Here is a 12,918-nt window from a genome sequence, read left to right as displayed (position 1 = left end):
GCATCTATGGGCGTTTTCCCCAATGAAAACGCCGCTGTGTGCGTTGCCGGGCTACCCAGCAACAGGGAAAATGCTTTAGACCGAGGTCGGGATTACCAGCGTATCTTCGCCGACCGGAGCAACAAGAGCGGTTGGTTGCAGGGTAGAGCGATCGAGGCGGTAAGACCGGCAGATGTACTGGTCGACCATACGCTGCGTGTTGAAGAACGCGCCGTTGATGCCGATGGCGTGCTGCATGATCTTTGCCCACTTCTGCTTGTCGAGATAGGCGGGACCTACAGCCTTCTCCAGCTTTTCGTAGAGCGAGACCGCTTCTTCTTCATCGTTTACGCCGTCTTCGATCGCCCATCCGGTCGAGCCTTCGGCGCAGCCCTCGATCCACCATCCGTCCAGAATGCTGAGATTGGGTACGCCGTTCAGCGTGGCCTTCATGCCGCTGGTGCCGCTGGCCTCGTAGGGACGCCGCGGTGTATTCAGCCAGATGTCCACGCCTGCGGTAAGCAGTGCGCCCAGGTTCATGTCGTAGTTTTCGAGATAGACGACGTGGATGGGGCTCTGCTTCAGGCCTTGGGCCGCGCTGATGACTTCGTGAATCAGCGCTTTGCCGGGAGCATCCGCGGGGTGTGCTTTGCCGGCGTAGACGACCTGCAGGCCGCCGATTGCCTCCGCGATATGGAGCAGACGCTGCGTGTCTTCGAAGAGAAGGGTCGCGCGCTTGTAGGTGGCGGCACGGCGGGCAAAACCCAGGGTCAACACATCTTCACGCAGGATGACACCCGTGCGTTCTTTGACGGTCTCGATCAGCCGCTGCTTGTTTAAGGCGTGCGCGGCTGCGATCTCCTGTGGCTCGACTCCGTAGATACCGCGCAGCGCGTAGTTGTCCGCGCGCCAACCATCCAGCTTGCGGTCGAAGAGGTCAGCCATGGCCGGCGAGACCCAGGTGCCCGCATGTACGCCGTTGGTGATGTAGTGGATCGGCGTATCCGGAAACATCTGCTGTGAGACCTTACCGTGCTGCATTGCGACACCGTTTACGTAACGGGAGAAGCGAAGAGCAACGTACGTCATGTTCAGCAACCCGTCGTGGATGCCACCGAAACGGTTGTAGATGCCGGTGCGCTCCTGACCAAGGATGGCGAGCATCTGGTCGTAGCCAAAGCGGTCGTGACCCGCGGGTACGGGCGTGTGTGTCGTAAAGACGCACTGCTGCTTGATGGCCTCAACATCTTCATCGGTAGCCGTATTCAACGGACGCCCGTTCAGCCGCGCTTCCAGCAGAGCAGTCGTCAACAGGGCCGCGTGGCCCTCGTTCATATGGAAGACCTCTGGCTGAACGCCGAGAGCGTGCAGCAGAGCGATGCCACCCAGGCCGAGTACAGCTTCCTGGCAGAGGCGATAGTAGTGGTCTCCACCGTAAAGGGTGTCGGTAAAGGTGCGGTCCCACGAGTCATTCGGCTCGACGTCGGTATCGAGCAGCAGTACCGGAATCACATGTCCGGTTACACCAACGATGTCGTAACGCCACGCGCGAACCAGAAGCTCACGGTTCTGGACGGTGATGGCGGCAATCGCGCCGGCTGAGGGCAGACGACCTTCAGGCGACCACGGCATCGGAGCCTCGGTCTGCCGTCCGCTGCTATCGAGCATCTGACGGAAGTAACCCTTGCGGTGAGCCAGGGTCACCGCAACCATTGGAACGCCCATGTCCGCGGCGGAACGTAACGTATCCCCCGCCAGAACACCCAAACCGCCCGAGTAAGTGGGCAACCCTACTTCCAGGGCGATCTCCATGGAAAAGTAGGCAACACGACTATTTCTCAACGCTTCAGCGGCAACATCCTGCAGAGTCATGCCAGATAAAACCTCGCACTTCGGGGGTCCCAGAATCTGCAGGCTCTTCGTGCCGTCCTGCTTTTGGCCCGTGAATTGTTCGGACCCCTTACATAACAACTTCACCGCACCGAACCAAGGAAAGCAATGCATATTTCGTGCCATTCCTGCGGAAAAAAGGCACATTACTTTGGTGTGTGACGAGGAAATCCGGGCCGGGTTGACAGCCGGAGAAGCACTTATTTGCCGCTATGTCTTTTACAGGGCAGAGCTTAGAAGCGGTAGAGGCTGACTTCCGTGGATTTTAGGCCAAGATGGGAGATCAGGCCGAGTGTGACCACGGCGACAAAGCAAAGGGTCGGCCGGAGCCAGGCGTCGCGGTTCCGGCGGATGCCGAACTCGATGACCAAAAGAACGAACCAGGCAATGGCGGCGGCGATGATCCAGTCATAGACCATCGCACGCACGACACCGTTTTCGGTGTGGAGAACCTTCTCCACGTTGAAGGGATGCATCACGAAGCCGACGAGTGCCGCTGCGAAGAGCAGCAGCATCTCGCCGATTGCGATGAGTGTGAACTTCATTGCACACCTGCCTCGAAGGCGCGGAAGCGACGTTCCAGCTCCCACTGCTGCGTAGCCTTCTCACTGGACTTCAGGAACTCTGCGCACTTTGCGGTTGGTTTGTCGGCACCCAACGGCTGTGCGGCGCAGACGGCAACCGGCTTGCCCCAGGCATCGGGGGCGGACCATAGGTCATCGCCGGGCAGGAATATGTGTTCGATCCCGGTGCGCGCCATGTTCTTCAGGTCAGCGTAGGTGAGGCTCTGCTCCATGGCGGCGCGTGTGTACTCGGTGGTGAGATCGCTACGCGACACGCCTTCATCGTCTGTCGAAAGCGAGACCGGAACCTTGGCTGCGCGGTAGTTGGCCAGGGGATGATGGTTGCCGGTGATGCCGAGAATGCCGTCGTTGCTGGTGAGATTGATCTCGACCATCACGTGCTTTGCGGCCATCTCCTTCAGCAAGGCGTGGGGATCGGTCTCGTACATCACGTCGACACCGTGGCCGATGCGTTCGGCTCCGGCGACCTCGACGGCTTCGCGGATATGGAACTTCAGGCCGTCGGGCGGGACGATGCCGGGGGCAAGCTCTCCGGCGTGCAGCGAGAGGTGGACTTTGGGGTACTTCGTCTTGAGGAACCGCAGGAACTTCATCTGCCGGTCGTACTCGCTCATCGACATGTAGGAGTCTTCGGGCTGCACGAAGTTGATGCCGACGACACGGCGGTCTGCGGACGCGAGCTCAAAGCCGAGCAAGGTCTGCGCGTAGACCTGCTGTGGAGGGAAGGCGCGCAGCACCTGGAAGATGAAGCGCACCGTCATGCCGCAGGCGGGCGTGGCGGAAGGTGTGCCGCAGTGTTCGATCTCGTTGCGGCGCGCCTCGATGCTGTCGATCTCCGCGATGTCGCGCTTGACGTTGTCGCGCACGGCGCCGTCGAGCAGCTTCTGGCGCAGGTCTTCGAGGTCGTCGCTCCAGCCGAGCTTGTAGCCCAGGGCAGCGCTGGTGCTGAAGTCGGGCGTATGCATGATCTCGAGATATTGCTCGTTCTGCGAGGCCGCGCGGGAGGCGACCTCGTCCAGCCATTCACCAACGTGTTTGCGGTCGAGACCTCCGAAGCGGCCGAAGGTAGCGAAGAACTGGTCGTGGCCGCTATAGCCGGCGGAAGGTACGAACGAGCGCATGGAGAAGGCATTGACCAGGTTGTCGTAGAGCGTCTGGTCTTTGAGTGCGGTCTCGGCAGGAACCTGGCCATCGGAGCAGGTGCCGGGGTTCTTGGCTAGGGCCTTGGTCTTCAGGTCGATGCAGAGGTGATCTTCGACGGCGTTCTTGATAAAGGTCTCGGCATAGACGGCGCCGACGAGGTGGACATGCAGGTCGCTGCCCTTGGGCATTTTGGCCAGGAAGGCGTGGGCAGAGAGGGGACCTTGTTTCACGGCAGAGGCCAGGGCGCGGCCTGCCTTCAATTCACCAGGGGTCTGGGTCGCGGTCTGCGCGGCGGCGGTGATCGCAAGGCATGCGAGGGCCGCGAGTACTCGTGTGCATCTCATCAGAGGGAAAATCCTTTCGTGGAAACAGGCCCAGCATACCGCACCGTGGTTTGTCCCATCCGCCTTTGGATTGCTATACTAAGGACACTCCACGAAGGGCCAGGTAGCTCAGTGGTAGAGCGCGGCCCTGAAAAGGCCGGCGTCGGCGGTTCGATCCCGTCCCTGGCCACCATCCCGATGAAAACACAGTAGTTTCGGCCGCGCTCTCAGGCGCGTAGCGCTGTATGTTTGCACGCGGCCATGAACAAGGCCCAGCCGTCGGCGGTTCGATCCCGTCCCTGGCCACCATCCCGATGAAAACACAGTAGTTTCGGCCGCGCTCCCAGGCGCGTAGCGCCGTATGTTTGCACGCGGCCATGAACAAGGCCCAGCCGTCGGCGGTTCGATCCCGTCCCTGGCCACCATCCCGATGAAAACACAGTAGTTTCGGCCGCGCTCTCAGGCGCGTAGCGCCGTATGTTTGCACGCGGCCATGAACAAGGCCCAGCCGTCGGCGGTTCGATCCCGTCCCTGGCCACCATCCCGATGAAAACACAGTAATTTCGGCCGCGCTCTCAGGCGCGTAGCGCCGTATGTTTGCACGCGGCCATGAACAAGGCCCAGCCGTCGGCGGTTCGATCCCGTCCCTGGCCACCATCCCGATGAAAACACAGTAGTTTCGGCCGCGCTCTCAGGCGCGTAGCGCCGTATGTTTGCACGCGGCCATGAACAAGGCCCAGCCGTCGGCGGTTCGATCCCGTCCCTGGCCACCATCCCGTTGAAAATACAGATACTTCGGCCGTGCTCTTAGGAGTGTAGCGACGTATCCCGTTTTATGGAATCGCAGGCTCCTGGCTCGCAATCACGTTGATCGCGGTCTTGCAGCTCTCCGCATCACGGAGAAATCTACCGACTGAAAGCGCCCGAAGAAATGTGTATCGGTAGCTACTAATCTTCTCGAAGTCGTTATCCTTCGGCCAGTCCTCCATCATGGAGCGCAGGCGCGGGATATCGATCATGCCGTTTACGGATGGGGACTTCTCCAGCTTCCGCATTTCTTCCTGCAGTTGAGGCAAAGCCTTGGCCGCTTCGATGTGCCAGTCTGTCGCCTGTATGCCTTTCCGTGTTTCGTAGCGAACTTTTTCCGGTAAACGATCGGCGAGTCCATTCCGAAGCACCGCAGACGGCAAACCGTCTCGCATCCATTCAGCCGCAGGAATGCTCATGCAAAATTCCAGCAGCCGGCGATCCGTTGTGGGATCACGTTCGTCTACTCCCCAGGCGGCCAGCGTTCCTTTGCGAATTGCAGCCAGGTCGGTTCGCTGCAAGAGGAACATTCTCCAACGGACATGGTCTGCGGTAAAGGTGAACGGAGATGCAGGCGGCAACCGCCGCCGCTTTTCGTTGTGGTCAGGATGCAAGAGATTAGGGGGTGGAGGACTTCGCTTTGCAGCCATGAGCAGAGCCTTGGGAATCCAGGGAGCGAAGGAACTCGCCAACAGAAACTTCCTCGACATACCACGCCGGTGGAGCGCCCGCGTCAACTGCCAAAGTTCGGACCATTGCCCGCTTGCTATCAACGCCGGCAGCATCTCAAGTCCCCTGTAGCTGATCGTGAAGTTTCCCATACTTCCAGTGAGGAGAACTTTGATATTCCTCTGCGCAATATCGTTATGAATCGCAGCAATCCAGGCGCTGTTGCAGAGATTCAGCATGGGCTGTTGATACAGCAAAAAATGACTGTCCAACGAATGCCAGGGGGATCGGCCTTCACTTGTTATCAGAACGTGCTGAAGGTTTGGGTACAGTGCTGCCGTCGCTGCTGCGTGCTCGCTTTCGTCGGAGAAGCGGTTATGGGGTTCTACGGAACAGTGCCGCTGAGGGATAGACGTATACGCAACGACGCTGGCTCCGCGTTGTGCCTGCAACTGAGCGGCGGTGGCGGCTACGGAAGAACTGTCCAATCCCCCACTGAGGTGGGATGCCGCATCTCCAACTCCACGCAACCTGCAGGCGACGGCACGATTCAAGTGTTCTCGCAGCCCTTCGTAGTAATCCTCCGGACGCTTCAGCCGGAGCTCAGCAGGCGGCCTCCAGTGTTCAAAAGTCCTCTCACCACGGCTATCGATGCGAATAAAGTGGCCGGCCGGAACTCTGCGGATATGCTGAAAGGCGCTCCACTCGGTGACTTCAGCCGAGGCGCGAGGAGCACTCTCCAGCATCTGTAACAAGCCTTCCTCGTTCACTTCGGCCGGAACCTCGGCCAATGCGAGGAGTCCTATCGGCATAGAGGCGAATGCAAAGATCTTGTCGTTGGAATAGAAGTACAAAGGAAGAGCGCCTGCAACATCGCGGGCGAGTAGCCAGCTTTGGTCCAGGGAATTCCAGGCAGCAAAGCTGTAATCCCCAACAATGTACCGGAAGCAATCGGTTCCCCAATGCGCTACTGCGTGAGCCAGGATTGCCGCATCACTCATCGCTGCAGCGTCATTCGGGGTAATACGAAGGAGTTCAGCAATCTCGGAGCGGTTGTCCAACCGGACGTCCGCGACAACGTTTGTGCGTCCTCCATCAGGCGAGATGGGCTGTGCCTGCATACCGTCTTCCGGCAGGATCTTGCGAAGACAGCAGCCAACCGCAACAGCACCGTCCCCCCACAGTGTGCGTACATCAGGACCGTAGTGACGGAGCGCGGCCAGCACATTTCCTAGTCGCGCCTTGGCTCCCGGCGCACCATCGCGGTGCCACAAGCCGGCGATTGCGCTCATTGCGGCGCGCCTCTATCTAAAACCAGCCCCGCATCCAGCAGCCTGGATAGGATCTTCCGCACATCTGTCTCGGCAAGGACCGCGTCAACCCTGTAATGGCGCTGAACCAGGTCCACCATGGCATCAAATGTCATTCCTGTCTGTAGTGGCTGCACCAAAATTTGGGCTGCGCCGCGAATCCCGAAGAATTTGCCTGATCCATAATCCATTAACACGTACTCACCGTTTGTCTCAACGGCTAGAACCTGCTCGGACAGGTGATAGGTATTTTTGTCGTTGTCCACTCCCACCTCATATCGGCACGTTAGTTATATGCCATAGAGCATTTTCCCTGTAGGTGTAGTGTAGGGTTTCCACACCAATGGGCGTTTTCCGCAATGAAAACCCCGCTGCACGCCTCTTCCGGGATACCCAGCAACAGGGAAAATGCTCTCGAGTGGACTCCCGGAATCTAAATACGAATCTTCATCAACCTCCGAATGTAACGGAAAACAAGTTCTTGCCAGTTGGCGAACAGGTACCGTATCCTTGCGGCGAACCTTCAGGAGAATTTATGCAGAAATTACCCTCGGAAGAGGTGCTTCTCACCGCAAACCAGTCTCAGTTTGTGGAGTCAGAACTGGTGGAATACGGCAAGATTGAAGAGATCACTCAAGCTGGTAGCAGCGGCAACACTACCGGTGACGGTACCACTGCGTATTCCTAAACATCCGCCTCTTTCGCATAGGTGCAGACACTTCATGCGCTGCCCCATGGCCTTTCGCGTCGATTGCTACCAAGAGAATGTTCCATTACGGACTCAGCATTGACGAAGGGGAAGCTGCAGCGCTTTCTGCCAACGCCGACGTATCCTGGTTTCATTCCTGGTCCGATGCGATGGCGGCTGATCTACAGGACGTCGACGTCGCGGCTACCGGCCCCATCCTTGAAAAGGACAAAACCTGGATCCAACACGATTTCGGGACCGGCGGGAAAGTTCGCTGCCGGTTTCGCGTGTCATTGGACGGCCGCGTCGTCCGGTCCTCAGCTCTCCCATCTGTTGCACAGAGCAACTTGAGAGAACTTCTCCTTGAGCCGGTGATGCGCACGGTCTTGTGCCGGTTGAACCTCCCTGCGTTTCACGCAGCAGCCCTGGTAAAAGCCGGCGAGGCCATCCTTTTGATGGGTCCTAAGGGAGCGGGTAAATCGACTCTCTCTGCTGCGCTACAGCGTTCAGGCTGGTCTCTTCTTGCTGATGATCTGGTGAGGGTGATCTGCTGTGACGAAAGCACAGTGTGCGCACTCCCCGGATTGCGTCGTAACAAGCTGCGTCTCGACAGCCTGCAAGCGCTTGGACACTCACCCGAGACGGCTCAGGAGCGCTGGGCAAAGACCCTGCCTGGAGACTTCGAGGAACAATGGGATGAAAAGCTATTGCTTCCTGCACTAATCCCGGAAGACGAAAATTTGGAAGATTCCTCATTCCGGATTGCGGCTGCGATTTGTCTGCTTCCACGCAGTTTATCCCTCGAAAGCCCGCAAATACGAAAGCTATCCGGCCAAAGTGCCGTGCTACACCTCGCCAGGCATCTGATCCGCGATCCATTGCCCCCCAATGCCCCACCTCTTGCTGCCGGACGGATGATGAGTCATCTGGTTTCCCAGGCCAGTGTCCTGGAACTGCAGATGCCGGACAATCTTTCTCTCTTGAGGCAATCGGCAGAGGTATTTGCGGAGAGCTTACAGCTTTGCCTGTCGAAGCAGTCATGAGCGGCAGCAAGAGCTCCACGACCGTTGCTGGTCCCTTTCTAGCCGCCGAGGGATGTCTTCAGTTTCTTTGGCCTGTACTTTCCGAGTTTCATCTTGACGATCAGACGCGTGAGAGCATCCGTCGCGCCGCTCAGCAGCTTGCGCCTATCCCGAGGCTGGCCCTAGAACTCAGATTGAATGCGGGAGCGCAAACTCCTGATCTGCACCAGATGGTGCAGCCATACGGCGACGACGATGATGCTCTCGCGTGGTTCCTGCAAAACCGTCCTTCGCCTCAGTATCCGCCTCAGCTACAGGAATTTGTCGCGTCAGGAGAAAGCGACGACTCTCAGGCCAAGCCAACACGCGCCATCTTCTTCGAATGGGATTTTGATCGTTTGCATCAGCCGGCCTCGGTCTTTCTTCCCGTCGATGCCAAGTTTCCGGCCTTACCGGAACCGTCGCTCCATGATCTGCGCATGCGACAACTGCGGGCTCTCATGGCAGCTGGGCAAATTTCGGAAACCGCCGTGGCCAGCCAGGAGGCTCCTCCCTGGGCTCCCACCATGCCGGACAATGTTTCGATAAGTCACATCGGCTCCATGCCTCTGCGCGGCGATCTTCTAAGGGTCAACTATAGAAACGTACGCCAATCAAAGCTCAGTCTGCTGCTGGAAGAAATCGCCTGGCCTGGAGAGGCGTCGCCTGCTTTGGAGTTATTCGACGAACTCGTCGAGATAGCGGACATCGTCACCGTTGCCATCAACTTCATGGAGCTTCGTCCGACCAAAGATATCGGCTTCGAGATCATGTTCGATGAGCAACCGGCTTCCGAGCCGCGCTGGCAACAGTTATTCGTGCTCCTGGAAAAACTTGGAATCTGCACTGAGCCGGAAGCCGCTTGCCTGCTGAAAGTTGAAGGCCGGTTGTATCCCTATATGCCAAAACAAACCTGGCCACTAGGTTGGTTACTGGCAACAGAACTCCGGTCAGGCGATGCGGTCCCGTATGTAGAGCGCGCACTGTCACACCTCAAGGTGACTCTCTCGGCCGAGGGGAAGATGACGGCGAAAGCGTATGTCAGTGCTCAACATTGCTGGTCTGACACGCCACCAGAACATCCCGTCGCCATTGCCACTTCGCGTCCGCCCTGCCTGTCGGCCACCGTGAACGCCGCCATCAAATTTCTATTAAGTCGCCAACACCAGAGCGGTTGGTGGACCGAGTTTCGAACGAACTTAGGCCCAAGTGACGAATGGGCCACGGCTTTTGTTGGTTATGCACTAGGTTGCATCAATGATCCCGATGCACGCAGAGGGGCAGGGGACGCAGTCAACAAATTGCTGGGCAGTCAGCGAGCCGGTGGAGGGTGGGGTTGGAACAGGTGTCTACCTCCTGATGCAGACTCAACAGCATGGGCAGTGCATTTGTTCCGACGGATGGGCTATGAGGGGATGGCATCGGCACACGCCATGCAGTTTCTAAGCGCACACCTTTTGCCACATGGCGGAATATCAACCTACCAGGCCGGCGTATCTGTTCAGTACCGCGGTCATGCGACAAAAGAGAATGACGATGGGTGGCAGTCCGAACATCTCTGTACGGCGGCGAATGTAGCGCCTTTACTCGGAAGCCTTCCGTTGAGACGGCTCCGTGAAACCCAGAATGATGATGGCTCCTGGACGGCCTACTGGTGGCGGTGTCCTGCATTGTCTACCGCTCTCGCGGCTGAGGCGCTTGCCTCCGTGACTGGGCATCGCGCATCGGTCGATCGCGCTATTCTCTGGGCCTGGTCCTACAGGTCATCCGCACCAAGTGCCTGGATCGATGCCTGGATCATACGAATATTGCGGCTGGGCAATGCGTCAGACCAGCAGGAAGCCCACCGTCGCGCCGAAGCCTTACCCCGTCGTCAACTGGAGGACGGTAGCTGGCCATCTGGCACTGACATCGTGAGTACTGACACCGACGACAGGACCGGCGCCACTGCCCGCAATCTTGAGGAGCCCTACCGGATTTTTACAACGGCGGCTGTTTTGATGGCCCTCACAGCATTGGGGGTACAACCGGCAACCGCAGAGGATAACCGACCATGACGCTAAAGCGCGTGCAGAATGCGATCCAATTTTTGGCGAGCCTCAGGTCAGGATCTATCACCGGTGCTCATGATCCAGCGCAGGTGATGGCTTTCGATGAAGATGCTCTTGTTGGTTACGCCGCATCGTGCGGTTATGAAGTGGATGCTGCTTCCATTGCCGAAGCATTTCGCGCGCGGATGTTGGTCCGTGAAGCCGAGCGGCGTAAGGCCGTCAAATAACTAGCGCAATCTCAGAATACTGACTCGCCACCGCGCCACCGGTGACATCCATATCGCCCGCCTCCAGCCAGGCGTGTGCCAACAATTTTTTCTCCTCACCACGTCGCACACCAAAGTGAATCACGCTCGACACGTCTCTCCGCTTGAGCATGATGCGCGCGGCGAGGGCTTGTGGCAGACACGTTGACTCGAAGATCGCCATGCTGGACGCTCGCCGTACGACAGTTGCCACTTCCTCCGCAATCCTGCGCTGTTCATCTGCAAGTCCCTGGGCCGGCGATAGCCCCGGGGCATTAGGCGGAACAATGACTCCAACCCACCCTGCCGCCGCACGAAACGGGACAACAAGCAATGCCGCCCGTGTTGCGGCAAGCAGAAGGAAGGCTTCGGCGATCATGCTCTGCTCTTTCCATGGCATGCAGCAGAAATGTCGAATCTGTCTGAAAAGCTTGAACCAGCGGCGCTTCGAAAGTGATGATGTCAGCGTTGTCATCGGAGCAATTCTCCTAATACGGTAGCTCTGGATAGATCTGGATAGATCTGCGAATGCCGTTTTCTTCGCTGGAAAACGGCGCAACAGCCAAGACTTCACCCCAGCGAACGAGTTCGCTGGGGACCCCGAGACTCCGCTCTACAGCTTAGGAGAATTGCTCTAGCTTCATCTCTTAAATGGCTTCAACGGCTGAATAGACACAGCATCATCTTAGTATCACGGCAAACATCACTGTTTGAATGACTTACGGGCCGGAACGAGCGCCCATAGGTGCGGAACCCCACATTACACGCACAGGGAGAAAATACGCTAATCGTCTCAAAGGTATCCGCTGATTCCAGACTACTTAGCTTTCCTCATCCAATTTGGAGTAATATCTGGCTCCCACGCGAACGATGACGTGGGTGTCCACCTACTACGGAGGACAGAGCATTTTTCCTGTAGGTGTAGAGCAGGGCCGGTGCATCTATGGGCGTTTTCCTCAATGAAAACGCCGCTGCACGGTTCTCCCTGGATACCCGGCAACAGGAAAAATGCTCTAGTGCTGTGCTTCACAAGAGAAGTTCCGGAGGTTGACGATGATGACGTTGAGCAAACGGATTTTTTTAGCGCTTTTGACGGTGGTGCTTCCCTTGCTTACGGGCTGCACCCGGCATAGTAAGAACGAGCGGTATTACCTGATTGCCACAAACACGGAAGTGCCGTACTGGAAGACCGCCGCGGCGGGGTTTTCAGCGGCAGGATTGGAATACGGAGTCACGGTGGATACGCGTGGGCCAGCGGGTCTAAATCCTCAGGCCGAAGTGGATGAGTTCAAGGCGGCGGTAGCAAGCAAGCCCGCGGGCATTCTGGTCTCGGTGGCGAGCTCGAGCCTGATGGCGCCGGAGATCGATGCTGCCGTTGCGGCAGGCATTCCGGTGATTACGATTGACTCGGATTCCCCAGAGAGCAAGCGACTGTACTTCATCGGAACCAATAACCTCGAGGCGGGTAGGCTGGGCGGAAGGCGCCTGGCGGCGCGACTGAACGGGAAAGGAAATGTAGTGTTCTTCACGAATCCGGGGCAGCCAAACCTGGAGGAGCGACTCAAGGGCTATCAGGACATCCTGAAGGATTTCAATGGGATCAAGACCGAGGAGGTGTACGACATTAAGGCGGATCCAGGTAAGGCGTTGGATCAGACGATGGTGTACCTGGCGCGGACTGGTCCTGCCAGGATTGACGCGTTTATTTGCCTGGAATCAAGGTCGGGTGCGAACGTAGCCGAAGCCTTAAAGCGGCGGAATGCCACCGACCGGGTGCTGATCGCGATGGATACGGACACCGATACGTTGCAGCTGGTGGGGGATGGAACAATTGATTCGACGATCTCCCAAAAGCCGTACACGATGGCCGTTCTGGGGCTGAAGGCATTGGATCAAGTCCATCACTATCCCGTAAAGCCTTTGAGTGCAGACCATTTCCTGGATCCAAACTCTCCATTCCCGGTGTTTGTCGATACGGGGGTGGCGCTGATCGATAAGACGAACCTGGATCCCATTTTGAGGAAACGAATAGCGAGCCAGCCATTAGGCGGCGGACGGTGACGGTCGCGAATTACTACCATATTTGATAAAAATATGCAATAATCATTGGTTCAGCAGCCTTAGTTGTTTGCTCTTAGTGCGGTGGCTGCGTGAACGACTTACGTATG

Annotated in this window: 11 protein-coding genes and 1 tRNA gene; 6 read left to right on the top strand and 6 right to left on the bottom strand. The window is 57.7% G+C overall.

Annotated elements, in window-relative coordinates; translation table 11 throughout:
- Nucleotides 1–75: 75 nt before the first annotated feature.
- The 3 genes from glgP to FTW19_RS01620 all read right to left on the bottom strand — a co-directional run bounded on the left by glgP (nt 76) and on the right by FTW19_RS01620 (nt 3,940).
- Nucleotides 76–1,851: an alpha-glucan family phosphorylase gene (gene glgP, locus FTW19_RS01630; RefSeq protein WP_147645959.1), complete on the bottom strand. Its 1,776-nt coding sequence runs from the start codon at nt 1,849–1,851 to the stop codon at nt 76–78.
- A gap of 251 nt (nt 1,852–2,102) precedes the next feature.
- Nucleotides 2,103–2,414: a hypothetical protein gene (locus FTW19_RS01625; RefSeq protein ID WP_147645957.1), complete on the bottom strand. Its 312-nt coding sequence runs from the start codon at nt 2,412–2,414 to the stop codon at nt 2,103–2,105.
- Complete coding sequence (locus tag FTW19_RS01620; protein WP_147645956.1) at nt 2,411–3,940, bottom strand: adenosine deaminase family protein; 1,530 nt, start codon at nt 3,938–3,940, stop codon at nt 2,411–2,413. Before FTW19_RS01620 ends, FTW19_RS01625 begins: the two co-directional genes overlap by 4 nt.
- 97 nt (nt 3,941–4,037) lie before the next feature.
- Here FTW19_RS01620 and FTW19_RS01615 point away from each other — a divergent pair.
- A tRNA-Phe gene (locus FTW19_RS01615) sits at nt 4,038–4,112 on the top strand.
- 640 nt (nt 4,113–4,752) lie between these two features.
- Here the strand turns inward: FTW19_RS01615 and FTW19_RS01610 are convergent.
- Both FTW19_RS01610 and FTW19_RS01605 read right to left on the bottom strand, forming a co-directional pair.
- Nucleotides 4,753–6,687 (bottom strand): asparagine synthetase B family protein, encoded by a 1,935-nt coding sequence (locus FTW19_RS01610; protein ID WP_147645955.1) that lies wholly within the window; start codon nt 6,685–6,687, stop codon nt 4,753–4,755.
- Nucleotides 6,684–6,971, bottom strand: coding sequence for a PqqD family protein (locus FTW19_RS01605; protein WP_147645953.1), 288 nt, complete (start codon nt 6,969–6,971; stop codon nt 6,684–6,686). Before FTW19_RS01605 ends, FTW19_RS01610 begins: the two co-directional genes overlap by 4 nt.
- 269 nt (nt 6,972–7,240) lie before the next feature.
- On the opposite strand from FTW19_RS01605, the gene FTW19_RS25660 reads away from it, so the two are divergent.
- The 4 genes from FTW19_RS25660 (at nt 7,241) to FTW19_RS01590 (ending at nt 10,732) form a co-directional block, all read left to right on the top strand.
- Nucleotides 7,241–7,393 (top strand): hypothetical protein, encoded by a 153-nt coding sequence (locus tag FTW19_RS25660; protein ID WP_187143201.1) that lies wholly within the window; start codon nt 7,241–7,243, stop codon nt 7,391–7,393.
- A 293-nt stretch (nt 7,394–7,686) separates the two neighbouring features.
- Nucleotides 7,687–8,436 (top strand): hypothetical protein, encoded by a 750-nt coding sequence (locus FTW19_RS01600; protein WP_187143200.1) that lies wholly within the window; start codon nt 7,687–7,689, stop codon nt 8,434–8,436.
- Complete coding sequence (locus FTW19_RS01595) at nt 8,433–10,511, top strand: prenyltransferase/squalene oxidase repeat-containing protein (RefSeq protein ID WP_147645950.1); 2,079 nt, start codon at nt 8,433–8,435, stop codon at nt 10,509–10,511. Before FTW19_RS01600 ends, FTW19_RS01595 begins: the two co-directional genes overlap by 4 nt.
- A complete protein-coding gene (locus FTW19_RS01590; RefSeq protein ID WP_147645948.1) occupies nt 10,508–10,732 on the top strand; it encodes a hypothetical protein in 225 nt (74 codons plus the stop codon). Before FTW19_RS01595 ends, FTW19_RS01590 begins: the two co-directional genes overlap by 4 nt.
- On the opposite strand, the gene FTW19_RS01585 is transcribed toward FTW19_RS01590, so the two are convergent.
- The gene (locus FTW19_RS01585) at nt 10,725–11,225 is read right to left on the bottom strand and encodes a lasso peptide biosynthesis B2 protein (RefSeq protein WP_147645947.1); all 501 of its coding nucleotides are present in this window, start codon (nt 11,223–11,225) and stop codon (nt 10,725–10,727) included. The genes FTW19_RS01590 and FTW19_RS01585 overlap by 8 nt on opposite strands.
- Before the next feature lie 578 nt (nt 11,226–11,803).
- Between FTW19_RS01585 and FTW19_RS01580 the strand changes: the two genes are divergently transcribed.
- Complete coding sequence (locus tag FTW19_RS01580) at nt 11,804–12,811, top strand: substrate-binding domain-containing protein (protein ID WP_246153525.1); 1,008 nt, start codon at nt 11,804–11,806, stop codon at nt 12,809–12,811.
- Nucleotides 12,812–12,918: the final 107 nt, after the last annotated feature.

The sequence above is a fragment of the Terriglobus albidus genome (genome assembly GCF_008000815.1).
Classification (GTDB): Bacteria; Acidobacteriota; Terriglobia; order Terriglobales; family Acidobacteriaceae; genus Terriglobus; species Terriglobus albidus_A.
Note: the sequence above shows the minus strand (reverse complement) of the source record. Positions and strands in the feature narration are given on the sequence as shown.